The 25,861-nt window shown below is 68.5% G+C and carries 27 protein-coding genes; 14 read left to right on the plus strand and 13 right to left on the minus strand.

The annotated features are described in order from the left end of the window. Positions 1-176 precede the first annotated feature (176 nt). The 3 genes from J3367_RS19275 to J3367_RS19285 all read left to right on the plus strand — a co-directional run bounded on the left by J3367_RS19275 (position 177) and on the right by J3367_RS19285 (position 3,603). The gene (locus tag J3367_RS19275) at positions 177-980 is read left to right on the plus strand and encodes a GH25 family lysozyme (RefSeq protein ID WP_024352016.1); all 804 of its coding nucleotides are present in this window, start codon (positions 177-179) and stop codon (positions 978-980) included. A gap of 75 nt (positions 981-1,055) precedes the next feature. Beyond that, on the plus strand, positions 1,056-2,243 hold the full coding sequence (locus J3367_RS19280) for a lytic murein transglycosylase (RefSeq protein ID WP_421462201.1): 1,188 nt from the start codon (positions 1,056-1,058) through the stop codon (positions 2,241-2,243). Positions 2,244-2,499: 256 nt separating this feature from the next. Further along, positions 2,500-3,603, plus strand: coding sequence for an AbrB family transcriptional regulator (locus J3367_RS19285; protein ID WP_421462203.1), 1,104 nt, complete (start codon positions 2,500-2,502; stop codon positions 3,601-3,603). A gap of 21 nt (positions 3,604-3,624) precedes the next feature. On the opposite strand, the gene J3367_RS19290 is transcribed toward J3367_RS19285, so the two are convergent. Further along, on the minus strand, positions 3,625-5,061 hold the full coding sequence (locus tag J3367_RS19290; protein ID WP_421462205.1) for a cation:proton antiporter: 1,437 nt from the start codon (positions 5,059-5,061) through the stop codon (positions 3,625-3,627). Positions 5,062-5,275: 214 nt separating this feature from the next. On the opposite strand from J3367_RS19290, the gene J3367_RS19295 reads away from it, so the two are divergent. The 3 genes from J3367_RS19295 (at position 5,276) to J3367_RS19305 (ending at position 8,327) form a co-directional block, all read left to right on the plus strand. Beyond that, positions 5,276-5,704, plus strand: coding sequence for a DUF4112 domain-containing protein (locus tag J3367_RS19295; protein ID WP_024352020.1), 429 nt, complete (start codon positions 5,276-5,278; stop codon positions 5,702-5,704). A 121-nt stretch (positions 5,705-5,825) separates the two neighbouring features. Next, the gene (chrA, locus tag J3367_RS19300) at positions 5,826-7,046 is read left to right on the plus strand and encodes a chromate efflux transporter (protein ID WP_421462246.1); all 1,221 of its coding nucleotides are present in this window, start codon (positions 5,826-5,828) and stop codon (positions 7,044-7,046) included. A gap of 114 nt (positions 7,047-7,160) precedes the next feature. Beyond that, positions 7,161-8,327 carry a GGDEF domain-containing protein gene (locus J3367_RS19305; protein WP_024352022.1) on the plus strand — a complete coding sequence of 389 codons (1,167 nt, stop codon included), beginning with the start codon at positions 7,161-7,163 and terminating at the stop codon, positions 8,325-8,327. A 13-nt stretch (positions 8,328-8,340) separates the two neighbouring features. Here the strand turns inward: J3367_RS19305 and J3367_RS19310 are convergent, their stop codons facing one another. The 3 genes from J3367_RS19310 to J3367_RS19320 all read right to left on the minus strand — a co-directional run bounded on the left by J3367_RS19310 (position 8,341) and on the right by J3367_RS19320 (position 11,388). Then, the gene (locus J3367_RS19310; protein ID WP_187390537.1) at positions 8,341-8,796 is read right to left on the minus strand and encodes a methyltransferase family protein; all 456 of its coding nucleotides are present in this window, start codon (positions 8,794-8,796) and stop codon (positions 8,341-8,343) included. A gap of 162 nt (positions 8,797-8,958) precedes the next feature. Beyond that, the gene (locus J3367_RS19315; RefSeq protein WP_024352024.1) at positions 8,959-9,963 is read right to left on the minus strand and encodes a diguanylate cyclase domain-containing protein; all 1,005 of its coding nucleotides are present in this window, start codon (positions 9,961-9,963) and stop codon (positions 8,959-8,961) included. Between the two features lie 204 nt (positions 9,964-10,167). Beyond that, entirely contained in the window at positions 10,168-11,388 is a 1,221-nt protein-coding gene (locus J3367_RS19320; protein ID WP_024352025.1) for an alanine racemase, read from the minus strand. A gap of 270 nt (positions 11,389-11,658) precedes the next feature. Here J3367_RS19320 and J3367_RS19325 point away from each other — a divergent pair, with 270 nt between their 5' ends. Further along, positions 11,659-12,924 carry an amidase gene (locus tag J3367_RS19325; protein ID WP_024352026.1) on the plus strand — a complete coding sequence of 422 codons (1,266 nt, stop codon included), beginning with the start codon at positions 11,659-11,661 and terminating at the stop codon, positions 12,922-12,924. 437 nt (positions 12,925-13,361) lie between these two features. After that, entirely contained in the window at positions 13,362-13,589 is a 228-nt protein-coding gene (locus tag J3367_RS19330; RefSeq protein ID WP_024352027.1) for a hypothetical protein, read from the plus strand. Between the two features lie 103 nt (positions 13,590-13,692). On the opposite strand, the gene metF is transcribed toward J3367_RS19330, so the two are convergent. Both metF and J3367_RS19340 read right to left on the minus strand, forming a co-directional pair. Continuing rightward, positions 13,693-14,604, minus strand: a complete 912-nt coding sequence (metF, locus tag J3367_RS19335; protein ID WP_009210182.1) for a methylenetetrahydrofolate reductase [NAD(P)H] — start codon at positions 14,602-14,604, stop codon at positions 13,693-13,695. Positions 14,605-14,618: 14 nt separating this feature from the next. Next, positions 14,619-15,632, minus strand: coding sequence for an ArsR/SmtB family transcription factor (locus J3367_RS19340; protein ID WP_024352028.1), 1,014 nt, complete (start codon positions 15,630-15,632; stop codon positions 14,619-14,621). 51 nt (positions 15,633-15,683) lie between these two features. Here J3367_RS19340 and tsaA point away from each other — a divergent pair, with 51 nt between their 5' ends. Beyond that, positions 15,684-16,268 (plus strand): tRNA (N6-threonylcarbamoyladenosine(37)-N6)-methyltransferase TrmO, encoded by a 585-nt coding sequence (gene tsaA / locus J3367_RS19345; RefSeq protein ID WP_029703709.1) that lies wholly within the window; start codon positions 15,684-15,686, stop codon positions 16,266-16,268. Beyond that, positions 16,189-16,644, plus strand: coding sequence for a DUF2293 domain-containing protein (locus J3367_RS19350; protein WP_081651993.1), 456 nt, complete (start codon positions 16,189-16,191; stop codon positions 16,642-16,644). Before tsaA ends, J3367_RS19350 begins: the two co-directional genes overlap by 80 nt. Positions 16,645-16,647: 3 nt before the next feature. Here J3367_RS19350 and J3367_RS19355 read toward each other — a convergent pair whose 3' ends face one another. Both J3367_RS19355 and J3367_RS19360 read right to left on the minus strand, forming a co-directional pair. After that, positions 16,648-17,229 carry an MOSC domain-containing protein gene (locus J3367_RS19355; protein ID WP_024352031.1) on the minus strand — a complete coding sequence of 194 codons (582 nt, stop codon included), beginning with the start codon at positions 17,227-17,229 and terminating at the stop codon, positions 16,648-16,650. A gap of 42 nt (positions 17,230-17,271) precedes the next feature. Beyond that, the gene (locus J3367_RS19360; protein WP_024352032.1) at positions 17,272-17,904 is read right to left on the minus strand and encodes a DedA family protein; all 633 of its coding nucleotides are present in this window, start codon (positions 17,902-17,904) and stop codon (positions 17,272-17,274) included. A gap of 156 nt (positions 17,905-18,060) precedes the next feature. Here J3367_RS19360 and J3367_RS19365 point away from each other — a divergent pair, with 156 nt between their 5' ends. After that, positions 18,061-18,462: a hypothetical protein gene (locus J3367_RS19365; RefSeq protein ID WP_024352033.1), complete on the plus strand. Its 402-nt coding sequence runs from the start codon at positions 18,061-18,063 to the stop codon at positions 18,460-18,462. Between the two features lie 77 nt (positions 18,463-18,539). Here J3367_RS19365 and J3367_RS19370 read toward each other — a convergent pair whose 3' ends face one another. Next, entirely contained in the window at positions 18,540-18,965 is a 426-nt protein-coding gene (locus J3367_RS19370) for a MerR family transcriptional regulator (RefSeq protein WP_024352034.1), read from the minus strand. Positions 18,966-19,038: 73 nt separating this feature from the next. On the opposite strand from J3367_RS19370, the gene J3367_RS19375 reads away from it, so the two are divergent. Further along, positions 19,039-19,764, plus strand: coding sequence for a cation transporter (locus J3367_RS19375; protein WP_024352035.1), 726 nt, complete (start codon positions 19,039-19,041; stop codon positions 19,762-19,764). Between the two features lie 72 nt (positions 19,765-19,836). On the opposite strand, the gene J3367_RS19380 is transcribed toward J3367_RS19375, so the two are convergent. From J3367_RS19380 to ettA, 4 genes are all read right to left on the minus strand, one after another. Next, positions 19,837-20,223 (minus strand): response regulator, encoded by a 387-nt coding sequence (locus tag J3367_RS19380; RefSeq protein WP_024352036.1) that lies wholly within the window; start codon positions 20,221-20,223, stop codon positions 19,837-19,839. Further along, positions 20,204-21,688 (minus strand): sensor histidine kinase, encoded by a 1,485-nt coding sequence (locus J3367_RS19385; RefSeq protein ID WP_024352037.1) that lies wholly within the window; start codon positions 21,686-21,688, stop codon positions 20,204-20,206. Before J3367_RS19385 ends, J3367_RS19380 begins: the two co-directional genes overlap by 20 nt. A gap of 338 nt (positions 21,689-22,026) precedes the next feature. After that, entirely contained in the window at positions 22,027-22,359 is a 333-nt protein-coding gene (locus J3367_RS19390) for a hypothetical protein (RefSeq protein WP_228239829.1), read from the minus strand. A gap of 144 nt (positions 22,360-22,503) precedes the next feature. Then, entirely contained in the window at positions 22,504-24,153 is a 1,650-nt protein-coding gene (gene ettA, locus J3367_RS19395; RefSeq protein ID WP_024352039.1) for an energy-dependent translational throttle protein EttA, read from the minus strand. A 172-nt stretch (positions 24,154-24,325) separates the two neighbouring features. Between ettA and J3367_RS19400 the strand changes: the two genes are divergently transcribed. Further along, the gene (locus tag J3367_RS19400) at positions 24,326-25,012 is read left to right on the plus strand and encodes an SDR family NAD(P)-dependent oxidoreductase (protein ID WP_228239827.1); all 687 of its coding nucleotides are present in this window, start codon (positions 24,326-24,328) and stop codon (positions 25,010-25,012) included. Between the two features lie 116 nt (positions 25,013-25,128). Further along, complete coding sequence (locus J3367_RS19405) at positions 25,129-25,770, plus strand: glutathione S-transferase family protein (protein ID WP_187390526.1); 642 nt, start codon at positions 25,129-25,131, stop codon at positions 25,768-25,770. Positions 25,771-25,861 lie beyond the last annotated feature (91 nt).

The following is a 25,861-nucleotide window of genomic DNA, read 5'->3' on the forward strand; positions in this document are numbered from 1 at the left end:
TCGCCCGTTGGTTTCGTGCGCCTGCGCCGGAATTTCGCATCTCTTCGCCAGCCCCGTTCCAGCCAGCCGTGATCAATGGGAGAGCGGCGCAGACCGTCCGCCGTCGCCGATGCGGGACCCTTGCGTGCGATCCGGGCCGTGCGGCGACCTTCCTTCTTTTAAATTCGAGTGACCCGATGCGCGACCGCCACGAGACCAATTCCTCCCCCGCCGCGCGCCGCCGCACCGGACGCCACCTGGCCATGGCCGGCATGGCGCTGGTTCTGGCGCTCGCCGGCTGCCGCTCCACGGCGCTCAGCGTCGCCGAGCTCGGCCTGTCCGACATGACGGTCGAGGCCTCGCACGAATACCCGATCCACGGCATCGACGTGGCCAAGTACCAGGGCGACATCGACTGGACCGCGGCCCGCCAGGGCGGCGTCGCCTTTGCCTTCCTGAAGGCGACCGAGGGCGGCGACCGGCTCGACGACCGTTTCCACGAGAACTGGCGCGAGGCGCGCGCAGCCGGCGTGCCGCGTGGCGCCTATCACTTCTGGTACCATTGCCGGCCGGGCATCGAGCAGGCCCGCTGGTTCATCGACAATGTCCCGCGCGAAAAGGGCGCCCTGCCCCCGGTCATCGACGTCGAGTGGACGCCCTTCTCGCCGACCTGCACCAAGCGGCCGCCGCGCGAGGACCTGATCCGCGAGGTCATGGCGATGTCCGACGCGCTGGAGCGCCATTACGGCCAGCGCCCGATCCTCTACGTGCCGATCGACGTGCATCGCGAACGCCTGGTGGCCGCCTTCCCGCGCCACGAATTCTGGGTGCGCGCCGTCGCCGACCATCCCGACAATGTCTATGAGGACCGCAAATTCCGCTTCTGGCAGTACACCGCCACCGGATCGGTGCCGGGCATCCGCGGCGAGGTCGACCGCAACGCCTTTGCCGGATCGCGGGCCGACTGGGCGAAATGGCTGCAGGCGCGCATGCGGCGTTGAGCTTCTTCAAAGCGCCATGATGATCGCCTAGGCGCGGGTCAAATTCACTTTGCCCCATTCTGGAGGAATTCGCCGATGCCCGTTGCCAGCCGTCTCGCCCTGACCCTGTCGCTTCTCCTGTCCGGCAGCGGCCTCGCGGCGGCCCAGCAATGCGGCGGCGATTTCGGCGCCTTCCTCCAGGGCGTGCGCGCCGAGGCTGAGGCCAAGGGCCTGTCGGCCGGCGCCATCGAGGCGGCCGTAGCCGACATGCGGCAGGACCCGAAGGTGCTCGCCGCCGATCGCGCCCAGGGCGTCTTCGCCCAGGACTGGCAGCAATTCGCCACCCGCATGGTCAATGGCTACCGGCTGCAGCAGGGCAAGGAAAACCTGCAGAAATACGCCAGCGTCCTGTCGCGCATCGAAGCCGAGACGGGCGTACCCGGCCCGGTCATCGCCGCCTTCTGGGGGCTGGAAACCGATTACGGTGCCGTCCTCGGCAATTTCGACACGCTGGCGGCGCTGGCCACCCTCGCCCATGATTGCCGCCGTCCCGAACTCTTCCGCCCGCACCTCCTGGCGGCGATCGAGATCGTCGATCGCGGCTATCTGTCCCCGTCCGAGATGAAGGGCGCCTGGGCCGGCGAGATCGGCCAGACCCAGCTTCTGCCCGAGGAATATCTGGAATTCGGCACCGACGGCGACGGCAATGGCCGGATCGACCTGCGCCAGGACGCCGCCGATGTCCTGTTCACCACCGGCAAATACATCCAGTCGCTCGGCTGGCGCGGCGGCGAGCCGTGGCTCGAAGCCGTGCAGGTGCCGTCGGAATTCCCGTGGGATCGCGCCGCTTTGGTCAACAAGGAGCCGCGCGCCAATTTCGCCGAACTCGGCGTGACGAAGGCCGACGGATCGGCGCTGCCGTCCGACCAGCTGCCGGCCTCGCTGATCCTGCCGATGGGACGCGGCGGCCCGGCCTTCCTTGCCTATCCGAATTTCGACATGTACCTGAAGTGGAACAAGTCGCTCGTCTATTCCCTGACCGCGGCCTATTTCTCGACGCGCCTTGCCGGTGCCCCGCCGGTCGACATGGGCAATCCGCAGCCGGGCCTCGACCTCGAGGGAACCAAGCGGCTGCAGCAGCGCCTGACCGATCTCGGCTACGACACCGGCGGCATCGACGGCATCATCGGCGAGAACACCCGCGCCGCCGTCCGCAAGGAGCAGATGCGCCTCGGCCTGCCCGCCGATGGCTGGCCGACACCAGACCTCCTCCGCGCGCTCTGATAGCGACGACGCCCCGGCGAACGCTCCGCCGGGGCCCCGCCGGATCGCCGATGGGCGAGCTCGCCCTCGCCATCCGGCGCCTAAGACGCTAAGCACGGCTTATCTCCATCGATGCCCGCGCCGGGACCGACGACCGGCGGCGCGGGCGGCAGGATGCGCCCGTGACCCGACCCGATCTCCCCGCTCTTCCAGCCACCGCTCCCGCAGGGGCCGGTGCGGATCGGCAGCGCGCCCGGCAAGCCCGGCGGCCCCGCGCGTGAGGGACGACGCCGTTCCGCCTGTCGAGACGGCCGGCGCGGCGAGCCGGATGCCGGTGCCGCTGCAATGGCTGGCGCTGCTGGCGCTCTCGATCCTGATCGGCAGCCTGCTGGAACTCGTCGGCATGCCGGCCGCCATGCTTCTGGGGCCGATGATCGCCGCCATCGTCATCGCGGTGCTCGGCACCACCATCGCCGTGCCCAAGGCGCCCTATCACGGCGCCCAGGCGGCGATCGGCTGCCTCGTCGCCTCGTCCATCACGCTGGAAATCCTCGCCACCTTCCTGCGCGACTGGCCGCTCTATATCGGCGTCGTCCTCGCCGTGGTAACCGCCAGCGGCGTCCTCGGCGGCCTGATGAGCCGCTGGCACGTCCTGCCCGGCACGACGGCGGTCTGGGGTTCCTGGCCCGGTGCCGCCACCGCGATGATGGTCATGGCGGAGGCCTTCGGGGCCGATGCCCGGCTCGTCGGCTTCATGCAGTATCTGCGGGTGATCCTGGTCGCCTTCGCCGCCGCGCTGATGGCGGGGTTCTGGACCAATGGCGACGCCGCGGCCTCTGTCGGCACGGCGATCGTCTGGTTTCCGGCGCTCGACTGGTCGCATTTCGGCCCGACGCTGGGCTTTGTCGGCCTCGGCATCCTGGTCGGCCGCTTCCTGACGATTCCCGCCGGTCCGTTTCTGCTGCCCATGGCCATCGCCGTCGCGCTCACCCTCGGCGGCGTGGTCGAATTCCAGCTACCGGAATGGTTCCTGGTCATCGGCTACGGCATTCTCGGCTGGAAGATCGGCCTCGGCTTCACCCGCGCCGTCCTCGCCCATGCCTGGCAGGCCCTGCCCAAGATCGTCGGCTCGATCCTTCTCCTGATGGCGTTCTGCGGCGGCATCGCCGCGCTCCTGCACGTCTGGCTCGGCATCGAACCGGTCACCGCCTATCTGGCGACGAGCCCCGGCGGCATGGATTCCATCGCCATCATCGCGGCCTCGACCGATGTCGATCTGCCCTTCGTCATGGCGCTGCAGACGGTGCGCTTCGTCATCGTTCTGATCGCCGGCCCGCCCATCGCCCGCCTCGTCGCCCGCCGCATCGGCGCGCGCGACTGACCTTCGACCCGGGGCCTCGCGCTACTCGCGCGGCGCCGGCTCCCCGGTCTCGCCCTCGGCTTCCGCTTTGCCATTGCGGCGCGCGACCCGGCGGCGGGTCATCGCCCGGCGCAGGGCGCGGCCGCGCACCTTCAGCCAGACGCCCAAATCCTCGACGGTCTCGATCCGGTCGCCATAGAGCTCGGTCAGGGCAGCGCGAAACTCGGCGTAGCCGAAGCGCGCCTCGCCCTCCAGATGCCGGATCACCACCATCCAGGCCGGCGAGACCAGCAGCGACACGGCGGTCACCGCCAGCGCCAGCCGGTAGACGTCGCCGCCGATCGCACCCGACGCAAAGGCCGCCGCTGCCAGCACGAAGGAGAACTCGCCGATCTGCGCCATGGAGAGGCCGGCCTCGACCGCGGTCTTGTGCGGCAGGCCAGCGAGGCGGATCAGCAGGATATTGAGGACGGTCTTGGCCAGGATCACGAAGAGCGAGGCGACCAGCACCAGCACCCAGTTCTCGACGATGTAGTTGAGGTCGATCAGAAGGCCGATGGACAGGAAGAACACCACCAGCAGCAGCGCCTGGATCGGCTCGACCACGTGGATGACCGGCGAACGCAGGGTCGAGGCGCCGACCACCAGCCCGGCGATGAAGGCGCCATAGGCCGGCGACAGGCCGACAAGGCCCGAAAACGAGGCGGCGGCGAAGCAGAACGCCAGCGAGCCGAGGGCGAGGATCTCGACATTGTTCTCCACCGCCGGCGCGAAGGACGGCTTCAGCTTCGGTCGCCGGCCGAGGAACCACAGGAGCCCGCCGAGAACCGCGACGGCGACGGCGATCTTCAGCCCGACATCGACCCAGCTCACCGCTTCCTCGCCGCCCAGCGAGGTCGCGACGATCAGCATCGGCACCACCGCCAGGTCCTGGGCGATCAGCACCGCGACGGCGATCCGCCCCGGCTCCTGGCGCAGCTCGCCGATATCCTCCAGCATCTTCATCGCGACCACGGTCGAGGACAGCGCGATGATGAAGCCGAGGATGATCGCCTCGGCCAGTGTCGCCTCGGAGATCGCCATCAGGCCGAAGGAGATCGCCATGGCCGCGATGAGCTGGCCGCCGGCGATCTGCACCGCCGGCTTCAGCGAGGCGACGAAGGCCTTCAGCGACAATTCCATGCCGATGAAGAACAGGAGCATCAGCACGCCCATCTCGGCGAGCATGGTGACGTTCTCGTTGGAGGTGGAGATGACGCCCAGCGCCGAGGGGCCGAGCAGCACGCCGGCGAGGATGAAGCCGACCAGTGGCGGCTGCCGCAGCCGCATCAGCCCGAGGCCGGCGGTCACCGCGACGACGATCACGAAGGCGATGGCGGTCAGCCCGGTGTCGGCGCCATGGCCGCCCTGTGCGCCCTGGGCCACCTCCGCGACCGCGTGCTCGACCGTCGCCGTGGCCTCGGTGACCGCTTCCTCCATGTCGTCTCCCCTTGATCCGCCTGCCTGATTCGCGGTTGCGGCACGAAAGGCGAGAACCTTGGCCCGCATGTGTCCGGCGCCGGCGCGCGTCGTGGCTTTCTCGGCATCGGCCGGGCGGCGACGGTCGCGATCACGCTATCACCCTGCCCACGCATCTGTTTCGCCGCTCGGGCGTTCCCATATGGAAACCAGCCATCGAACCGGAGACCCGTCCATGAATGCCGCCGACCCTTCCCTTCACGCCGACCACCAGCGGCGCCTGACGCGCATCAGCCGGGTCGCGCGGCTGATGGACACGGCGATCCGCATTCCCGGCACCGGCATCCGCTTCGGCGGCGATTCCGTGCTGGGCCTGATTCCGGGGGTCGGCGACGCCGCAGGCAGCCTCGTCGGCATCTACATTCTCAACGAAGCCCGGCGCCTCGGCGTGCCCAAGCACAAGCTGGTCAAGATGGCCGGCAATCTCGGCATCGACTTCGCCGTCGGCGCCGTGCCGCTGCTCGGCGACGTCTTCGACGTCTTCTACAAGGCGCACCGGCGCAATCTCGACATCGTCCTCGACCATTTCGGCGAGGCCGGCACCGCCTATGGCGACGCCCTGCGCGATCCGCCGATGAAGGACATTACGCCGAAGCGCGCCTGACCGTTTTCGCGTCTTCGCGCCGACATTCATCCGTGCCACCCTTGGCCGCGACCACGAAGGCGGGGGACGACGGGTGAAGGATGCAGATGCGGCAGTGCGCGGGGACCGGGCAGCGGATGCAATCGCCGGATCGGACCGGCCCGCCCACGCTCCGCAGGGCTCGCCCGGCGAGGTGTTCCGCGCCTTCCTGAAACTCGGTGTCTCGGCCTTCGGCGGGCCGATCGCGCATCTGGGCTATTTCCGCGACGAGTTCGTCACCCGGCGACGCTGGGTGGACGAGGCCGGCTATGCCGATCTGGTGGCGCTGTGCCAGTTCCTGCCCGGCCCGGCCTCCAGCCAGGTCGGCTTCGCCTTGGGCCTGATGCGGGCCGGCCCGCTGGGCGGGCTGGCGGCCTGGACCGCCTTCACCCTGCCCTCGGCCATCCTGCTGATCCTCTTTGCGGCCGGCGCCTCCGCCTTCGACAGCGGCATCGGCGCGGCGATCGTCCATGGCCTGAAGATCGTCGCGGTCGCCGTGGTGGCGCAGGCGGTCTTCGGCATGGCGCGCAGCCTCTGTCCGGACCGCACGCGGGCGACCATCGCGGTCGTCGCTGTCGTGGCGGTGGTCGCGCTGGCCGGTTCGCTCGGCCAGATCGCGGCGATCGTCATGGGCGGGCTCGCCGGCCTCTGGTTCTGCCGCGCGGACGCGGCGGCGCCGCCGCCGATCCCCATGGTCCCCGTCTCGCGCACCGCCGGGCTCGTCGCCCTCGCCGTCTTCGCCGTTCTCCTGATCCTGCTGCCGATCTTCGCCGCCATGGACCCGGCGACGACCGGTGCCGGTCCCGTCGCGTTGTTCGACGCCTTCTACCGGGCCGGCGCGCTGGTCTTCGGCGGCGGCCATGTCGTCCTGCCCCTCCTGCAGGCCTTCGTCGTCGAGCCGGGATGGGCGAGCGACGACGCCTTTCTCGCCGGCTACGGCGCCGCCCAAGCCGTGCCCGGCCCGCTCTTCACCTTCGCCGCCTATCTCGGCGCCATCGCCTCGCCGCAGGGCTACGGCCTGCCGGGCGCGGTGATCGGACTGGTGGCGATCTCGCTGCCCGGCCTGCTGCTCGTCGTGGCGGCGCTGCCCTTCTGGGACGAATTTCGCCGCCGCGTCACGGCGCAGGCCGCCATGCGCGGCGCCAATGCCGCCGTCGTCGGCATTCTCGGTGCGGCGCTCTACGATCCGGTCTTCGTCAGCGCCGTGCGCGGACCCGCCGATTTCGCCCTGGCGCTGGCCGGCTTCGTGGCACTGGTCGTCTGGAAGGCGCCGCCCTGGATGGTCGTCCTCGCCTGCGCCCTCGCCAGCATCGCCATCGCCTAGTCACAGCAACGTCAACGAAGCCGTGATCGGATCATAGCAATCCCTTAAGCGACCCATGGCATCCTCATCGCCATCGAGAGCAGGCGTGGGCGCGATGCCGGTGGGGGGATGGGGATGAATTCGCGGGTCGACATGGATATCGGCGTCGATGTTCAGACGCTGTTCCTGACCAATGCCATGATCCTCATCGTCATGGGCCTCGCCTTCTACGCGGCCTGGCGCAAGCAGCCGGACGAAACCTACTGGCCGGCCTGGATCGGCGCGAACTTCGTCATCGCCGCCTCGCTGTTCTCCTACATGGCCTTTCCCGGCGAAGAGCCGAGCTTCGGCCTCGCGCTGCCCAACAGCCTGCTGGTCATCGGCTTCGGGCTGCGCTGGACGGCGGCCCGCCTGTTCGCCCGGCGTCGGGTCTACTGGTCCCTGCTCGTCCTGCCGCCACTGGTCGTTGCGACCATGTTCGCTCTTCCCGGCTGGTTCGACTATCCCGTGGCCTATTACACCGTAAATGCCATTCTGATGCTGTTCGCCGCCGCGACGGCTTGGGAGTTTTACACCGATCGCGAGACTGGCCTCCCTTCACGCTACGGCCTGCTCATCGCCTATGGCGTCATGGCGCTATCCTTCGCCGGTCGCATCGCGCAGGGCATCAACGCCCATACCGCAGAGACTGCACATCTGGTCTTCGACAGCGTGCTGCAGATCCATCTGCTGATCGCGGTGATCCACACCACCGCCAGCGGCGCCTTCGTCCTGTCGATCGCTTATGAGCGGATGGCGAGGGACCTGCGCCACGCGGCAATGCACGATGCCCTGACCGGACTGCCCAATCGCCGCGCCTTCGAGCAGCGGCTGGAGAAGGCGCTGCGGGACCGCAGCCATTTCGCGCTGGTCGTCTTTGATCTTGATCATTTCAAGAGCATCAACGACCGCTACGGCCATGCCGCCGGCGACGCGGGGCTGAAGCGCTGCGCCCACATCTGCCCCTCGGTGCTCCGCCAGCAGGACTTCGTCGCGCGGATCGGCGGCGAGGAATTCGCGGCCATCCTGCCTGGTGTCACCCCGACCGAGGCCTTCATGCTGACGGACCGGGTGCGGGCCACCGTCGCGGCTGCGCGGATTGCGGCGGATGACGGCAGCTTCGGGCTGACGCTCAGTGCCGGCATCGCCCATTCCGCCGAAGGCGAAGCCAGTTTCGACCGGCTGATGCGTGCGGCCGACGCCAACCTCTACCGGGCCAAGAACGGCGGCCGCAATCGCATCGCCGAGACCGCCGCTGCCTGACGCCGCACCGGTGTCACCACCGCCTGGTGCGAGCGATATAGGCCTCCGCCTCGGCGCCGAAGGCCGACCGCAGGGCCGCCTCCTCGCCGCGAATGAAGCGGGCGGTGATCACGAAGGGAAAGACGAGGGCGATCGCCACGGCGGACAGGGCGCCGATCCAGAACGCGAGCCCGACGAGCACCAGCGCCATGCCCGTATAGATCGGGTTGCGGTTGATCCTGAACGGGCCCTCGACGATCAGCGCCTTCGGCACGTCCCGCGGCTCGATCGAGGTGCGCTTGCGCCGGAACCACAGGGCCGACCATGCCGCGAGGAGGACGCCCGCCACGATCAGCGCGATGCCGATCAGCGTCGCGGGCGCCGACACGAAGACGGCGATCGGCAGCACCGATGCCGCCACGACCTCGGCGATGAGAAAGCCGGAGGCCCAGACCGGCGGAAGGTCCGGGAAATCGCGCTTCATCGACATGGTCGTCTCCGTTGGTTTCGTCGCCGGCTCTGCATATGGGGCGCCGCGCGGCCCGGCACGAGGCCCTGCGGCCGGGCTTCGGCCGGGCAGCACATGGCGGGCTGGCTCAGGCATGCGGTGGGATGTGATGGGGATGAGGCGCTCACGAGAGCGCCGGGCCGGTCAGGCCGCCCGCGAGCGCAGCGGGTTCTGCATGGTCTGGCTGAACATCCGGTAGGTCTTCCGGCCGGACGCCTTGGCGGCGTAAAGGGCCGAATCGGCGCGGCAGAACAGCGTGTCCGGCTCCATCCCGGCTTCGGCCATGGCAATGCCGACCGAGGCGCCGAGATCGGACGCCGTGGCGTCGGCGACAGGACCGTTGAGGAGGTCGACGATGGTCGCGGCGAGGGTTTCGGCGGCGGCCGCATCGAGATGGCTGCCGAGCAGCACGGCGAACTCGTCGCCGCCGACGCGGGCGACCAGTTCGGCATCGTCGCAGACCTGCCGCAGCCGGGCCGCCGTCGCCTTCAGGCACTCGTCCCCGAACGCGTGGCCATAGGTGTCGTTGATCGCCTTGAAGCCGTCGAGATCGATCAGCAGCAGCGCGCCGACGGCACGGTCGCCGGCCGTCGTGCCCGCCAGATCGACCAGCCGGCTCTGGAACTGGCTGCGATTGGCGAGCCCCGTCATCACGTCATATTCGGCCAGATAGCGCATCTTGTCGGCCAGCAGCTTCTCTTCGGTGATGTCCTGCTTGAAGCCGAAGATGCGGACCGGCTCGCCGTTCTCGCACTCCACCGAGGCGGTGATGCGGATCCAGCGGTGGCGACCGGTGGCGGTGGTGATCTCGACGTCGAGGCCGAAACCGCCGCGCGTGGCGATCGCCTCGCTGCGGATCTCCTCGAGGATCCGCAGGGACTTTTCCGGATAGCATTTGAGGATCGTGTCGCGGTCGAGCGGCGCGCCGCGCGGCAAGTCGTAGAGATCGTAGACGACGTCGGTCCAGCGCAGCGTGTTCTGCGGCAAGGCGCATTCCCACACGCCCATCCGCGCCGCCTCGGACGCCCGGTCGAAGATCTTGGTCATGTGCGCGAGCTGGGTGTTCTTCTGGCGCAACAGGCGCGAGGTGGCCTCGAGCGCCGAAGACAGGCGCGCGATGCGCGCGCTGCTGTTCCCGCGATAGATCATCGGGGCGCCTCCCCGCCCGGCATCGGGCGCCGCACCGTAGCACACGCCCCGCACGCCGCCGGATCTGTCGCGGCGGTTTCGACGCTGGGCAGGCTCGGCACGTCAGTCGGCATGGCGGGTCACGGTTCCTCGGTCGCGATCACGCCACATTTCTAGAGCGCGACACTTAAGAATTCCCTCGCGCCGCCCCTCTTGATTGATCAGTCAGTCAGCCATGGTCTCCAGGCTGGCGTAGCTCTCGGCCGCGTCGCCATGGTCGAAGGGCGTTTCCACCTCGACGAAGGTGTCGGGGTAAAAGCCGTTGAAGCGGGTGCGCAGGGAGAGGGAATAGGCCCCGATATGGCCGATCTCGATCCAGTCGCCGGTGTCGACGGTTTCCGGCAGCCAGAACGGCCGCGACAGGATGTCGACGCTGTCGCAGGTGGCGCCGCAGACCTTGAAGGCCTGGATGTTCGCCGGGTCGCCATTGCGGCTCTGGCGGGCCGGATCGGGGATGAAGCGCGCCGGCAGGGTGATCTTGCCGGTCCAGGAATCCGACAGCGACGCCCAGATGCCGTCATTGATGTAGAGCCGCTTGCCCTTGCGCAGCAGCACCCGCACGATGAGCGAGAAGGCCCGCGCGACGACCACCCGGCCCGGCTCGGCGACCATCGGCATGTCCGAAAAGCCCCATTCCTCCATGTCGGAGGTCAGGCGTGACATGATCTGACCGAAACCCGGCATCTCCTTCTTCTTGCGGCGCGGGTCGTGGCCGTATTCGGCCGGAAAGCCGCCGCCGACATCGATGCCGGCCAGCGGCACGTCGGCCCGGTTGCGCACCCAGTCGGCCGAGGCGAGCGCCCGCTCGTAGGTGTCCGGGTCCTCGATCTGCGAGCCGACATGGAAGCAGATGCCGACCTTGAAGCCGATCCGGTGGCAGCGCTGCAGGAGCTCCACCGCATGGGCCGGCGCCGCGCCGAACTTCTTCGACAGCTCGTAGGCGGCGCTGCCCTTGGTCTGGATGCGGATGAACAGGGTGATCTTGCCGGGATCGAGATCCAGCGCCCGCACGACGCGCAGGATCTTCACCACCTCGTCCTCGTGGTCGAGGGACATCACCCGGATACCGTAGGTCTCCAGCGCCAGGCGGATGTCGGACTGGGCCTTCACCGGATGCATGTAGAGCATCTCGGCATCCGGCTGGGCGGCGCGCACGGCCTCGAACTCGCCGGGCGAGGCGACGTCGAAGATGCGCACGCCGGCCCGGCTCAGCGTCTCCAGCACCATCGGCTCGCCATTGGTCTTCACCGCATAGGCGGTGTCGCCGGGAAACGCCGCCATGAAGCGCTCCGCATCGGCGGTCAGGACGGCGGGACGGAAGCAATAGACCGGCACGTCGGGCCGAAGCGTCAGGGCGGCATCCTTGGCGGACTTGAAGGTCTGCAACAGGCGGTTCTCCACGGGTGACGCTCGGGTCACGGGACGGGTCGGACGAACTGCGGATAAGGGAATCACCCGCACTGCCCGTCATCGCGGCGCAACTAGAGCATGGATCGGCGTTGTCAGCGCCCCTGCCCGTGGCCGGCCTGCGGACCGGCCCACAAGACCGGCCATTCCGGCGGCGGACAGCCGGCTCGCCCGCCCACTCACAGGGGCGCTTGTCCGACAGCCGGACAGCGCTCTAAACAGGGACACCCGCCAATAGGAACCATCGCCATGCCCGCCGCCCCGCTTCGCCTGACCGACATCGTCCGCGACATTGAGACCGGGCGCACGACGCCGCAGGCGGTGCTGGCCGCGACCAACGAGCGGATCGACGCGGGCGACGGCACGCTCGGGGTGTTCACCCACCGCGCACCCGAAGCCTCGCGCGCCGAGGCGGCGGCGACCAAAGGTCCGCTGGCCGGCGTGCCCTTCGGCGCCAAGGATGTCTTCGACAGTTTCGACATGCCGACCGAGCACGGCTCGGCGATCTATCGCGGCCACCAGCCGGCCGCCGATGCCCCGGTCATCGCGCTGGCGCGGGCCCAGGGCGCGGCCATCGTCGGCAAGACCGCGACCACCGAATTCGCCTCGCTCGATCCGACCCCGACCCGCAATCCGCACAATCAGGACCACACGCCGGGCGGCTCCTCCTCCGGCTCGGCGGCGGGGGTTGCCGCCGGCTACCTCGCCGGCGCCTGCGGCACCCAGACCGGCGGCTCGGTCATCCGCCCGGCCTCCTTCTGCGGCGTCGCCGGCTACAAGCCGAGCTTCCGCCTGTTCCCGACGGTCGGCGTGAAGACCTATTCCTGGTCGCTCGACACGGTCGGCTTCTTCGCCGCCACGGTGCCCGACGTCGCGCTGCTCGCCGCGCTGATCAGCGGCCGGCCGCTGGCCGACACGCCGCCCGCCGACGCCTTGGGGCTCACCATCGGCCTTTACCGCTCGGCCGTCGACGACCTGCTCGAGCCCGACATGGCCGCCGCCTGGGACACGGCCGCCCGCGTCATCGAGGCGGCCGGGGCGAAGCTGATCGAGATCGCCGAGCCGGCCTCGCTCTCGGCGGCCCGCGAGATCCACGCGCCGCTGCAGAATTTCGAGGCGGCGCAGGCGCTGTTCCACGAGCGCACCCGGCACCGCGCCCTGATGGGCCCGAAGGTGCTGGAACAGCTCGACCACGGCGCGAGCGTGACGCCGGAAGAATACGACAATGCGCGGCGCACGGCCCGGATCGGCCGCAAGGCCGCCACCACCCTGTTCGAGAATGCCGACGCCCTGCTGGTGCCCTCCGCGATCGGCGCGGCACCACACAGCCTCCGCTCGACCGGCGACGCGATGTTCAACAAGCTGTGGACCATCACCGGCAATCCCTGCGTCAACGTGCCGGGCCTGCACGCCGCCAACGGCTTGCCGGTGGGCCTAACCATCGTCACGCGTTTCGGGCGCGACGCGCGGGCGCTCGCCATCGCCGCCATGCTGGGCGAGCGGCTGGCGATCTGAGGATTCACCACGAACCCACCGACCGTCCGCAAATACGGGAACCGAAGTGCTGCAGTGCCGTTCACACCCCGCATATCAACGAGGGGAACCCCACATGCGGATCGAGACTCTGGTCACCATCTTCGGCACCGTCGTGTTCTTCGGAATGCTCGGCGGCATCACCACCGTCGGCGCGATCGTCCTCTTTCCCTGATCGTCGCGACGCCGCTGTCCCCCGGCGGCGTCTCCGATCGGGACTATTCCCAAATCTGGCAGCTTCGCCACATTCGCCCCGTTTGGGGGCCCGCGCGCCGCTTCGCTGTGCCGTGAGGCCACGACCGGCGCCAATCGCCTGATCACGCTGGCCTTCCTTTGGCTCAGACCCTCCCCGGAAGGCCCGACCCGGCTACACGCAGCGGCTCGCGCCTTCGCCACTGTCCCAAAAAAACACAGGCCGGATGGCGCAGTGCATCGCCGCGCCCATAGGGGCTGCGGGGATTTGGCGCGCCGCGCTGCCGCAGTGCAGCGACGAATTCGCATTTACCCACTGTGTCACGCCGTTACTCTTCGTGTTGTCCGTCAACGAGGAGGCAATGCAAATGGAACTGACGCGTCCGCTGAATTTGCTGATGATCTGTGCCGCGTTTGCATTCGTCGGAGCCATGGTGATCGGCGTCGTGCCCTGATCCCATCCGTCCGACGGGCGCGTGACGGTGCCCCATCGACAAAAAAGCCGGGGCCCTGCCCCGGCTTTTCTCGTTTCGGTCGATGTCTTTCGGCCGCGGCTGCTCAGGCCGCGGCGGCCTCGCTCTTGGGAGCGGCGGCCGTTCCGGCCCGCATGCCGAGGATGTGGCAGATCGAATAGACCAGGTCGGCCCGGTTCATCGTGTAGAAATGGAAGTCCGACAGGCCGCGCTTCTGCAGGTCCAGCACCTGCTCGGCACAGACCGCTGCCGCCACGTGGCTGCGGGTCTGCGGATCTTCCTCCAGCCCGTCGAAACGCTCGGCCAGCCAGGACGGGATCTTGGCGCCGGTGGCGTTGGAGAAGCGCGCGACCTTGACGAAGTCGTGGATCGGCACGATGCCCGGGACGATCGGAATGTAGATGCCGGCCCGGCGCACCCGCTCGACGTAGCGCTCGAAGACGTCGTTATCGAAGAAGAACTGGGTGATCGCACGGGTCGCGCCATTGTCGACCTTGCGCTTCAACAGGTCGATGTCGGTAGCGAAGTCCGGGCTTTCCGGATGCTTCTCCGGATAAGCCGCGACGGAGATCTCGAAATCGGCGAAGGCCTTCAGCCCGGCGACCAGCTCGACGGCGTTGCGATAGCCGTCCTCGCGCGGGACATATTTGCCGCCGACGCCGTTCTGCCCGTCGCCGCGCAGCGCCACGAAATGGCGCACGCCGGTCTCCCAGTACTGGCGCACCACCTCGTCGACCTCTTCCCGGGAGGCATCGACGCAGGTCAGATGCGCGGCCGGGGTCAGCGTGGTCTCCTTAAGGATCCGCTCGATCGTCTGGTGGGTGCGCTCGCGGGTCGAGCCGCCGGCACCGTAGGTCACCGAGACGAAGCTGGGGCCGAGCGGCGCGAGGCGCTCGATCGAACGCCAGAGATTCTCTTCCATCTTCTCGGTCTTCGGCGGGAAGAACTCGAAGGATACGCGAAGTCCGGAACCGGCAAGCGGCGGGGTCTGGCTCATGACGGGGCTCTCTATCAGCTGACGAGGGTTGTGCGGTTCGGGCCGTCGCCTGCCACGAGCAGGCGGGGGTCCCGGGCGATGCAGATGGTCACGGTGAGTTCGCCGGTCTCGCATCCGCTGGAGACGAGATGGTCGAGGGACACCAGTTCGAGGCCGGCATCGTCCAGATAGCCGGCCAGCGTGTCGTCGGAAAAGCCCAGGCGCAGATGCGCATGCTCGGCGCGCAGGAATTCCAGCTCGTGCGGCGCAAAGTCGATGATCGCCAGGCGGCCGCCCGGCGCGACGGCCCGGGCCGCCTCGGCCACGGCGGCCTGCGGGTCTTCCAGGTAATGCAGCACCTGGTGGATGGTGACGAGGTCGTAGGCCTGACGCTCGACCGGCAGGTGATAGGCCTCGCCCTGGCGCACGACGGCATTGCCGATCCCGGCACTGTCGAGCTTGGCCCGGGCGATCGCCAGCATCTCGCGCGAGGCGTCGATGCCGACCGCGCGCTCGCAGCGCGGCGCCAGCACCTCCAGCATGCGGCCGGTGCCGGTGCCGACATCGAGCAGCGTGCCGATGCGCTTGTTGCCGAGCGCGGCGAGAAGCGCCTGCTCGACTTCGGCGTCCGAGGCATGCAGCGCCCGGATCGTGTCCCAGCTTCCGGCATTGCGGGCGAAATAGTCCGCGGCGCGGCGGGCGCGCTCGACCCGGACGGCATCGAGCCGCTCGCTGTCGCGCTCCACCACCGGATCGGCCTCGTCGGCCCAGTTCAGAACGGCATGGACGAGACCGGAGACACTCGCCTCCTCCGACAGGCGGAAATAGGCCCAGGCGCCTTCCTGGTAGCGGGTCAGGACGCCGGATTCGACCAGGAGCTTCAGGTGCCGCGAGATGCGTGGCTGTGACTGGCCGAGAATCGCGGTAAGGTCGCTGACCGTCAGATCGCTTCGCGCCAGAAGCAGGACGAGCCGCAGGCGGGTCGGCTCGGCGACCGCCTTGAGGGCATCGACCAGTCGGCCGAAGGAGAGCTTCTGAATGTCCAGCATGTTCCGTCTCGATTTCGATATAAAGATATCTTTATGTGAAAATACGGACCGATGCAAGCGATACCATGCGCCGCTGACGAATGGTCGGAGCGCCCGCCCCGCCCCGATGGCCGTCGCAGCGCCATGACGCCGCCTCCCGTTTCCTCGGCCGCCCCGGACGCCACCGTCGCGCGGCCCGGCGAGCGCCGCTTCGAGGGGCCCACGCCGGCCTATGACGATGCCGGACTGGTCTTCATCGGCCGCATCTGCTCGCCCTGGACCGAGCGATCGCAATGCCCGAAGAATGTCGGCCGCGCCCGCGAGGCGGGCCAACCCGCCGAAATCCGGCTCGAACCGCGCTGGCGCGAGGGCCTTGCGGGTCTGGGCGCCGGGCAATGGGTGCTGCTCCTGACCTGGCTCGACCAGGCGGATCGCGATCTCGCCTTGCAGATGCCGCGCCATGCCGACGCGCCGCGCGGCACCTTCTCGCTGCGCTCGCCGGTCCGGCCCAATCCGGTCGGCCTGCATCTCGTGCAGATCGTCGCCCTCGACCGCGAGACCGGGATCATCGGCATCGATGCCATCGACGTCCTCGACGGCACGCCGCTCCTCGACATCAAGCCCTATCTCGCGTCGGTCGACGCGCCGCCGGCCTGACGGGACCGACCCTGCCTTGGCCACCGAACGCCAGAAGAGAGTTGCCCGCGCCCTCACCGCCCTGATCCCCCGCGCGCCCTTCATTGACGCCGAGGCGATCCGCGAGGCGGCGCGCGCCCGGCACATGCGCTCCCTGCCGCCCGAACGCGCCGTCTGGCTCGCCGCGGTCGCCCATATCCGCCACGCCCATACCGACTATGACGAACTCATGGACGACGGCTACGACAAGGACGCGGCACGCTTCTTCGTCCTCGACGACACCAATGCGGTGCTTGACGGCTGGGGCGCCACCCGCCATCTCGACCCCGACGCCATCGATGAAGAGCCTTATGCCGGCGCCGTGGCCGACGAAGCCGACGAGACGGACGACGAATGAAGTTCAGGCGTAGATCCACTGCTCGGGAATGCGCGCCTCGACGGCCTCGCCGACCGTGATGCGGCCGGGCTTTTCCACCCAGGCGACGAGGCCGCGGCGGTGCATGGCCGCCTTCACGAAACCCAGCTCTATGTCGCCGCGATCCGGGTAATGTGCCGCGATCGCCGCACCGGAGGACCGGCAGGGGCGGTTGTCGCCGTCGATCCGCAGGGTCACGCCGCCGGCGAACATCAAAAGCGTGCGCGGCGGCAGCCAGGTGAGACGCGCAATGCCGCCGACGAGCAGATTGCCGCCGATCCATTCCGGCCGGATCTTGGGAATGTCCAGCGCTGCGGCGGCCTCGGCCAGTTCGTCGGCAGCCAGCAGCGAGAGCTGGCGCTCGTTGCGCATCCGCGTGCCGCGCGGATACCAGGGCTCGCGTCCCCCTGAGCGCCGCGTCATCCCGCCATGGCGGTCGCCGTCGATGCCGTCGAAGCCGAGGTCGAGATGATCGACCGGCACGGTGGCGAACCCATCACCCTGTGTGCGGAAGAGACCGTCGATCGTGGCGGCGAGCTTGCGCGCCCGCGTGCGTTGCATCTGCATCCGTCGGTGTCGTCCGGCATCGTGTTGGCGGAGACGGCCCGCCTAGCGCGGCGAATCGTCGGTGGTCTCCGCCCGCGTGTGGCTGCGGTCGAAGGTGGCGACACGATAGATGTAGAAGCCGACAATGGCGATGAGCACGGCGTTGGAAACCGGCCCGACATAGGATTCCACCGCCTCGTAATTCTGGCCGAGCGCATAGCCCGCATAGGCAAGAAGCGTCGTCCAGGCGGCGCTGCCGATGGCGGAGAAGACCAGGAAGGTGAGGAAGGACATCTTCGCGATGCCGGCCGGCACCGAGATCAGCGTGCGCACCGCCGGAACCAGGCGACCGAACAGCACGGCGGCGATGCCGTATTTGCGGAACCAGCGGTCGGCGGCATCGACATCCTCCGGGGCCATGGTCAGCCAGCGGCCGTGGCGCTCGGTGAAGCGCTTCAGCCGGCGCTCGCCGACGAAGCGGCCGGCATAGTACCAGGGGATGACGCCGAGGAGCGACCCGACCGTGCCGGCGAGGATCACCGTGACCAGCGACATCTGCCCGCTCGCCGACTGGTAGCCAGCCAGTGGCATGATCAGTTCGGAGGGGATCGGCGGAAAGACGTTTTCCAGGAACATCAGGAGCGCGATGCCGAAGGGGCCGAGCGTTTCCATCATGCTGCGGACAAAGGCGTCCATGTCGTCTCCGTTCAGTCTCGCCGCGCAGGGCGCCGTTCACCGTGCAGAAAGCCCCGCATGGCGTTTCGGGTTCCGCCCCGCATGCGGCAGGCGGCCGTCTGCCGGGCGTAAGCCGCCGCGCTTGCCGGTACGCTAGGGGAGTGATCTCATGGCCGGATGACGACCGGTCTCGACACATTCGACGACTTCAGCTGGGCGAACCTCCTCGCCGGCCGGGACGTGCTTGTCCTCGACCCCGACGCGGCGCGGGGCCTTCGCACCGCCAATGCGCTCGACGCCGCCGGAGCCCGCGCAAGCCGCGTCGCCAGCGTGGAGGCGGCGCGCGACCGCATGCTGCGCCGCGCCTTCGTCCTCGCGGTGGTCGCCCTGCCCGGCGAGGCCAGCATCGACGAGGCCCTGCACGCGCAGTTCGCGGCCGCGGGCCTGCATCTGATGCTGCTGGCCGAGCCCGCACGGCACGCCGCGCTGCGGGCCCGCCATCCCGGCGCCCGCGTCGCCGGCCTCGACCTCGGCGAACGCCAGTTCGTCATGCTGCTGACCGGCACCGCCGACGAATAGGCCGCGCGCCTTCCCGCCAGAGGCCCCAAACAATCGCGGCGCCCTGCTGCCCGGCCCAGTTCCGCCAGCCGCCCGCGTCAGGGGGCCGGATGGCTGTCCGCCAGGCACTGGTCGTGATCGGCCAGCACCTCGATCACCCGGCATTGCTCGACCGTCTCGTTCCGGCAGCGGGTCATGCGCGCGACCTCGGCCCGCAGCGCGGTCAGCCGCGCGATCTTTCGGTCGATGTCGGCGAGGTGCTCGGTGGCGATCTCGTCCGCCTTGGCGCAGGGCCGCGTCGGATGACCGGCCAGGTCGAGAAGCTCGCGGATCGCCTCGATGTCGAAGCCGAGTTCGCGCGCATGGCGCACGAAGCCGAGGCGGCGCAGATGCGCCTCGCCATAAAGCCGCCGGTTGCCGGCACTGCGCGGCGGCGCCGGCAGCAGGTCGATCTCCTCGTAGTAGCGGATCGTCGGGATCTTCACCCCGGTGCGGCGCGACAAGTCGCCGATTGCGAGATTCATCGGATTTCACCCTTGCTTCTCTAGTCACTGGAGATTGTAGGGTCGCGCCGAACGCATGAAAAGGAGCCCCGCGATGGCCGACCATTGCTGCGCCAGCACCGCCACACCCGCCGCCCCGACCGAGCCCGCCGCGGCCGAACCGGCACCGACCGCCGCCTGCGGCTGCTCGGGCGGCGTGCCCGTCTTCGACGGCGTCGATCCGCGCTACAAGCGCATCCTGTGGACGGTCATCGCCATCAATGGCGCGATGTTCCTCGTCGAGATGGGCGCCGGCCGCATCGCCGGGTCGCAGGCGCTCATGGCCGATGCGCTGGACTTCCTCGGCGACACGCTGACCTACGGCCTCAGCCTGGCGGTCATCGGCGCGAGCCTGAAGATCCGCGCCTCGGCGGCCCTGTTCAAGGGCGTCTCGCTCAGCCTGATGGCGCTGTGGGTGTTCGGCTCGACGGCCTATCAGGTGCTGGTGCTCGGCGTTCCCAGCGCCCAGATCATGGGGCTGATCGGGCTGCTGGCGCTCGCCGCCAACCTGGCCTCGGTCGGCCTCCTGATGCGCTACAAGGACGGCGACGCCAATGTGCGCTCGGTCTGGCTGTGCTCGCGCAACGACGCGATCGGCAATGTAGTGGTGATGGTCGCCGCCCTCGGCGTCTGGGGTTCGGGCTCGGCCTGGCCCGACCTCGCGGTTGCCGCGGTCATGGCCGGCCTGTTCCTCACCTCGTCTGTCACGATCCTGCGCCAAGCCTTTGCGGAATATGGCGAAACGCCCACTGAGCTCGCAGGCTCGGGGAGCAGCTCCTGACAGGACACGGCACGGGAGCGCATGGCTCCCGCCTTCGCCCTTGGCGCCCGCCTGGACGCGAACCGGTTGTTTTCAGTCGGTGACGGCCAGGATGGAATGCTCGATCTGGCTGGCGCTGTAGGGCTTCTGCAGCACCGGGCAAACCCGCCATTCGGTCTCCAGCCCCTCGCGGCCGTAGCCGGTGGCGAAGACGATCGGAATGCCGGCCTCCCGCAGCCGCGTGGCGACCGGATAGATCTTCTCGCCGCCGATATTGACGTCGAGAATGGCCACGTCGATCGCCATGCCGGAATCCAGCATGTCATGGGCGCGCTTCAGCCGCATGGCCAGTCCGACAACCTTGCAGCCGAGGTCGAACAGCATGTCTTCCAGTTGCATGGCGACGAGGCTCTCGTCCTCGACCACGAACACCTTCAGTCCGGCGACGTCACGAGCAGTGTTATGCGGCTGTGCTTGCAAATTCCTCCACCTCGGACAGGGCCAGTTCGATACGGCAGATGAGGCCGCCGGAGGCAAGGTCAAGGGACAGCGTACCGGATAGTTCGCCTTCGACCACACGGTGCAGCATGCGCATGCCGAACCCCTCGACGAGCGGGTTCGCGGAAACCGGCGCTCCGGCCGTCTCCGTCCAGGCGATGGACAGATGGCGGCCGGCGCCTTCGCCGGCGACCTGCCAGCTCACCACCAGCTCGCCCTCGTCGCTGGACAGCGCGCCGTAGGCGGCCGCATTGGCGGCCAGCTCGTGGAACACCATGCTCAGCGCGATCGCCGAGCGGGCGGTCAGATGCACCTCCGGCCCGGACATGGTGACCTGGCTGCGCGGGAATGGCGACAGCTCCTGGCGCAGCAGCACGCGGAGCCCCGCGGCCTCCCAGCGCCGCTCGGCCAGTACATTGTGGGCGTGGCTCAGCGCCAGGATGCGCGCGTCGAAGGCGGCCCGCGCCTCCTGGGCCTGCGGCAGCTTGCGGAAGCTCTGGCGCGCCATGGACTGGACGGTGGAGAGCGTGTTCTTCACCCGGTGATTGAGCTCGTCGATCAAGAGCCGCTGGCGATCGGCGGCGCGGATCGCGTCGGTCCGGTCGGCACCCTGCACGAAGACGCCGGTCACGCGGCCTTCGGCATCGCGGATCGGATTGTAGGTGAAATCGATGAAGGTCTCGCTCAGCCCCTCGTCGCCCTCGCCGTGGATGAGCAGGCGCACGCCCTCGCCGGTGAAGGACTTGCCGTCGGCATAGACCGCGTCGAGCATCTCGAAGAAGCCCTGCCCCGCCACTTCGGGCAGCGCCTCCCGGATCGGCAGGCCGATCACGTCGCGATGGCCGACGAAGCGGGCATAGCTGTCATTGGCGAAGACGGCGACATGGTCGGGTCCCTGCAGCACCGCGATCATGCCCGGCGCCTGCCGGAACAGCCGGCGGAACTCCTCGCTCTCGGAGCGGGTCTCCTGATAGGCCTCCTCGACCTCGCGGGCATTGCGCAGCAGCGCCAGTTCGCCCGGCACGGCGGCGCTCGGCACGGTGCTCGCCTGTTTCAGCCGCACGATCTCGGTCACGTCGACGGTGTTCTGCACGATGAAGGCGACCGCGCCGTCATCGTCCAGGATCGGCGTGTGCGTGGCGGTCCAGTAGCGTTCCTCGACGCCGCCGCCTTCCGATTGCGGCCGCGGAATCTCGTAGGGAATGAAGGCGATCGTGTCGGGTTCGCCGGTCTCCAGGACCTCGGCGAAGGACGCCCGCAGCCGCCGGCCGCTCTCGCCCTCATTGGGAAACAGGTCGAACAGCTGCCGGCCGACGAGTTCCTCGCGCTGCTTCAGCACGGCCTGCTCATAGGCGCGGTTGACCGAGACGTATCGCAGCTCCCGGTCCAGCACCATGTAGGGGCTGGGAAGCACGTCGAAGATATGGGCGAAGACGAGATCGTTCATGCCAGCGCGGAGGACCTGCAATCCATGCCCGTCATCCCGTCGGGTCCGCGCCCCGGTCCGGCCGGATCGTGAGGAGATGTCGGACGGTATCGGGCGGACACCTTGGTGGGGTTCGGCTTGTCTGTCGGCACATCCGCGCCCTTGTTGACGGCAGGCGACCCGGGAGGCCGGCGCCGTGCGAATTCGTCTCGTCTTCAATGGAGGCCGGACGGACACCGGCGCCGCAATGCACCGTTATTCCACCCCTCGTCCCCCGTCATCCTAAAATGCCATCCCTGCCATTTGGTTGCTGATGCCATGATGAATCTTCACAGGGAAGCGACAGCGCGAACAAAACCTTACCAGGCGCAGATGCGCGTATCGGTCGCGGCGCTCGACCAGCAGGCCGGGTCGCCGCGCTCGCGCACATAGGTGCCCGGCAGGGGAACGTTGCGATGGCCCAGATTGACGAAGCCCGAGGCGTAGCCCGGGCTATCGATGACGAGGATATAGGTTACGTCCGGCCCGGTGATGGTGAAGCTGCCGGCCGAATCGGTCATCTGGAAGTCGCAGTCGAAATAGCCGTCGTCGGAGCTGTAGCAGTCGGCGGGCTTAGCCTGCGCACCCGCATGGCAGAGGATCAGAAGCCCCGCTCCGGCGAGGGTCGCGATCGTGGATAGACGTCTGTTCATCACGGCTGCCCTCCCTCGCGCCCATTGCGCGAGGACAAAATAGCAGGACACAACCGCGACCGATAGCCGGCTAACACCCTGTTAACCGTCCGGTCCCGTACGCCGGTCCGGCTCCCTTCCGAAAACCGGACCGGCGCGAACCCGTCAGCGCGTCAGGCGCTTGTAGGTCGGACGCTTCGGATTGACCGACTCGGGGCCGAGGCGGCGGATCTTGTCCTGCTCGTAATCCTCGAAATTGCCCTCGAACCATTCGACATGGCTGTCGCCCTCGAAGGCGAGGATGTGCGTCGCCAGCCGGTCGAGGAACATGCGGTCATGGCTGATGACCACGGCGCAGCCGGCGTATTCCTCCAGCGCATCTTCCAGCGCCGTCAGCGTCTCGGTGTCGAGATCGTTGGTCGGCTCGTCGAGCAGGATGACGTTGGAACCGGACTTCAGCATCTTGGCGAGGTGCACGCGGTTGCGCTGGCCGCCCGACAGGGTGCCGACCTTCTGCTGCTGGTTCGGGCCCTTGAAGTTGAAGTTGCCGACATAGGCGCGGCTGTTCATCTCGTATTTGCCGAGCTTCATGATGTCGACGCCGCCGGAGATTTCCTCCCAGACGGTGTTGTTCGGCGTCAGGTCGTCGCGGCTCTGATCGACATAGCCGAGATCGACGGTCTCGCCGATCTTGATCTCGCCGCTGTCGGGCTTCTCCTGGCCGGTGAGCATCTTGAACAGCGTCGACTTGCCGGCGCCGTTCGGGCCGATGATGCCGACGATGCCGCCGGCCGGCAGCTTGAAGGAGAGGTTCTCGATCAGCACCCGGTCGCCGTAGCTCTTGGTCAGGTTCTCGACCTCGATCACCCGGTTGCCGAGGCGCTCGCCGGTCGGGATGACGATCTTGCCGTCGGCCGGCTTGCGGTTCTCGGCGGCCTCGACCAGCTCGTTATAGGCGCGGATACGCGCCTTCGACTTGGTCTGGCGGGCCTTGGCGCCCTGCTGGATCCACTCGCGCTCGCGGGTGATGGCACGCATGCGGGCGTCGTCCTCGCGGCCCTCCTGCTGCATGCGCTTCTGCTTCTTCTCCAGATAGACCGAGTAGTTGCCCTCGTAGGGCACGCCATGGCCGCGATCGAGCTCGAGAATCCAGCCGGTGACGTTGTCGAGGAAGTAGCGATCATGGGTGATCATCAGCACCGAGCCCTCGTACTCGCGCAGGTGCTTTTCCAGCCACAGGATCGTCTCGGCATCGAGATGGTTGGTCGGCTCGTCGAGCAGCAGGATGTCGGGCTTCGATAGGAGCAGCTGGCACAGCGCGACGCGGCGCTTCTCACCGCCCGACAGCGGCGCGATCTCGGCGTCCGGCGGCGGGCAGCGCAGCGCGTCCATCGCCATCTCCACCTGGTTCTCCAGATCCCACAAATTCTGGGCGTCGATGACGTCCTGGAGCTTGGCGCCCTCCTCCGCGGTCTCCTCGGAGTAGTTCATCATCAGTTCGTTGTAGCGGTCGAGGATCGCCTGCTTGTCGGCGACGCCGAGCATGACGTTCTCGAACACCGTCTTCGACTCGTCGAGATGCGGCTCCTGCGGCAGGTAGCCGACGGTCGCGCCCTCGGCGGCCCAGGCCTCGCCGGTGAAGTCCTTGTCCTCGCCGGCCATGATCTTGAGCAGCGTCGACTTGCCGGCGCCGTTCGGGCCGAGAATGCCGATCTTGGCGTCGGGGTAGAAGGAGAGATGGATGTTCTCGAGGACCTTCTTGTTGCCGTAGGCCTTCGAAAGTCCGGACATGTGATAGATGAACTGGCGTGCCATTGCGCGCTGCCGCTCCGTATCGAGATGGAAAGAGAAGTTGCGCCGTACGTAAGCCATCGGAGCAGGCGGAGCAACGGCCGCGACGCGAAGAGGCGCGGCAGACGCTCCCTCGCAACAGCGCACCGCTCGCCTATCCTTGTCGCCAGCCGCAACGCTGCCGAGGAGCCAGCCCATGTCCATCGCCCTGATCGTGGGGGTCGGCGACGGCCTTTCCGCCTCGCTCGCCCGCCAGCTCGCCGCCCGCGGGCATCATCTGGTGCTGGCCGCCCGGAACACCGACAAGCTCGCCGATCTCGAAGCCGAGACGGGTGCGACGACCGCCACCTGCGACGCCGCCGATCCGGCCGCCGTGTCCCGGCTGTTCGAACAGGTGGACGGCATCGACGGCGACCTCGCGGTGGCGATCTACAATCCGTCGGCGCGGGTGCGCGGCCCGCTGGTCGATCTCGATCCCGCCGAGGTCCGCCGGGCGCTGGACGTCACCGCCTATGGCGCCTTCCTCGTCGCCCAGGCCGCTGCCCGGCGCATGCTCGCACAGGGCCACGGCACCATCCTGTTCACCGGCGCCTCGGCCGGCGTGAAGGGCTTTGCCCGGTCGGCCCCCTTCGCCATGGGCAAGTTCGCCCTGCGCGGTCTCGCCCAGTCCATGGCCCGCGAGCTGCATCCGCAGAACGTCCATGTCGGCCACGTCGTCATCGACGGCGCGATCCGTAATCCGGGTCGCAGCGAGCCGGCCGACCAGCCCGATTCCATGCTCGATCCCGACGCGATCGCCGGGACCTATCTGGCGCTCATCGACCAGCATCGCTCGGCCTGGAGCTGGGAGATCGAGCTGCGCCCCTTCGTCGAGCGCTTCTGACCGCGGCAGGCGCGCGCCGAGGCACCGGGCGCGCCGTCCCCGGCATCGCGGTTGCCAAGCGCGACGCCCTGCCGCATCACTGGCGCCACGAGGGATCGCAAGCGAGGGGAAGACACATGCTGACCGTATGGGGACGCCGGAATTCGTCGAATGTCCAGGTGGTGATGTGGGGCATCGCCGAACTCGGGCTCCAAGCCACGCGCCACGATGCCGGCCACAAATACGGCGGCACCGACACGCCGGAATACCGGGCGATGAACCCCAATGGTCTCGTGCCGGTGCTGAAGGATGGCGACGACGAGCCGCTGTTCGAATCCGCCGTGATCCTGCGCTATCTCGCCAGCCGCTACGGTGCCGCGCCGTTCTGGCCGGACGACGTCTCGGCCCGCGCCCAGATCGACAAATGGGCCGAATGGGCCAAGCTCAACATCTGGCTGAATTTCAGCGGCCCGGTGTTCTGGCAGATCGTCCGGGTTCCGGAGGCCGACCGCAACGCCGCCGCCATCGCCGCGGCGGTACAGGCGCTCAAGCCGCGCTTCGACATCGCCGAGGCGCGCATCGCCGAACACGGCTACATCGCCGGCAAGGACTTCACCCTCGCCGACCTGCAGTTCGGACACCTGCTCTACCGCTATTACGACCTGCCCATCGACCGGCCGTCGCACCCCGCCATCGAACGCTACTACGCCGGCCTCACCGAGCGCCCGGCCTATCGCGAGCACGTCATGGTGTCCTACGACGACCTGCGCGTGGTGTAATGCCCTGCCCCTGCAGCGCCCCTCTCGGCGGGCGCTGCTGGGCCGGCTTGTCGCGATCAATCCGACGGGCGCTTGTTGCTGAGCCCGGGAA

The organism is Aurantimonas sp. NFXS3, assembly GCF_049132005.1.
In the GTDB taxonomy this organism is placed as follows: domain Bacteria; phylum Pseudomonadota; class Alphaproteobacteria; order Rhizobiales; family Rhizobiaceae; genus Aurantimonas; species Aurantimonas coralicida.

Coding starts and splice junctions, on each gene's coding strand:
- J3367_RS19370 (WP_024352034.1), bottom strand. CDS start 18,965: ATGAATCTCGCAATCGGCGACTTGTCGCGCCGCACCGGGGTGAAGATC.
- metF (WP_009210182.1), bottom strand. CDS start 14,604: ATGAGCCAGACCCCGCCGCTTGCCGGTTCCGGACTTCGCGTATCCTTC.
- J3367_RS19340 (WP_024352028.1), bottom strand. CDS start 15,632: ATGCTGGACATTCAGAAGCTCTCCTTCGGCCGACTGGTCGATGCCCTC.
- J3367_RS19315 (WP_024352024.1), bottom strand. CDS start 9,963: ATGATCTATCGCGGGAACAGCAGCGCGCGCATCGCGCGCCTGTCTTCG.
- J3367_RS19360 (WP_024352032.1), bottom strand. CDS start 17,904: ATGGACGCCTTTGTCCGCAGCATGATGGAAACGCTCGGCCCCTTCGGC.
- J3367_RS19330 (WP_024352027.1), top strand. CDS start 13,362: ATGGCGCAGTGCATCGCCGCGCCCATAGGGGCTGCGGGGATTTGGCGC.
- J3367_RS19350 (WP_081651993.1), top strand. CDS start 16,189: ATGCCATCGACGTCCTCGACGGCACGCCGCTCCTCGACATCAAGCCCT.
- J3367_RS19310 (WP_187390537.1), bottom strand. CDS start 8,796: ATGTCGATGAAGCGCGATTTCCCGGACCTTCCGCCGGTCTGGGCCTCC.
- J3367_RS19290 (WP_421462205.1), bottom strand. CDS start 5,061: ATGGAGGAAGCGGTCACCGAGGCCACGGCGACGGTCGAGCACGCGGTC.
- J3367_RS19400 (WP_228239827.1), top strand. CDS start 24,326: ATGTCCATCGCCCTGATCGTGGGGGTCGGCGACGGCCTTTCCGCCTCG.
- J3367_RS19355 (WP_024352031.1), bottom strand. CDS start 17,229: ATGCAGATGCAACGCACGCGGGCGCGCAAGCTCGCCGCCACGATCGAC.
- J3367_RS19405 (WP_187390526.1), top strand. CDS start 25,129: ATGCTGACCGTATGGGGACGCCGGAATTCGTCGAATGTCCAGGTGGTG.
- tsaA (WP_029703709.1), top strand. CDS start 15,684: ATGCAAGCGATACCATGCGCCGCTGACGAATGGTCGGAGCGCCCGCCC.
- J3367_RS19385 (WP_024352037.1), bottom strand. CDS start 21,688: ATGAACGATCTCGTCTTCGCCCATATCTTCGACGTGCTTCCCAGCCCC.
- J3367_RS19365 (WP_024352033.1), top strand. CDS start 18,061: ATGACGACCGGTCTCGACACATTCGACGACTTCAGCTGGGCGAACCTC.
- J3367_RS19305 (WP_024352022.1), top strand. CDS start 7,161: ATGAATTCGCGGGTCGACATGGATATCGGCGTCGATGTTCAGACGCTG.
- J3367_RS19375 (WP_024352035.1), top strand. CDS start 19,039: ATGGCCGACCATTGCTGCGCCAGCACCGCCACACCCGCCGCCCCGACC.
- J3367_RS19275 (WP_024352016.1), top strand. CDS start 177: ATGCGCGACCGCCACGAGACCAATTCCTCCCCCGCCGCGCGCCGCCGC.
- J3367_RS19325 (WP_024352026.1), top strand. CDS start 11,659: ATGCCCGCCGCCCCGCTTCGCCTGACCGACATCGTCCGCGACATTGAG.
- J3367_RS19295 (WP_024352020.1), top strand. CDS start 5,276: ATGAATGCCGCCGACCCTTCCCTTCACGCCGACCACCAGCGGCGCCTG.
- J3367_RS19280 (WP_421462201.1), top strand. CDS start 1,056: ATGCCCGTTGCCAGCCGTCTCGCCCTGACCCTGTCGCTTCTCCTGTCC.
- J3367_RS19390 (WP_228239829.1), bottom strand. CDS start 22,359: ATGAACAGACGTCTATCCACGATCGCGACCCTCGCCGGAGCGGGGCTT.
- ettA (WP_024352039.1), bottom strand. CDS start 24,153: ATGGCACGCCAGTTCATCTATCACATGTCCGGACTTTCGAAGGCCTAC.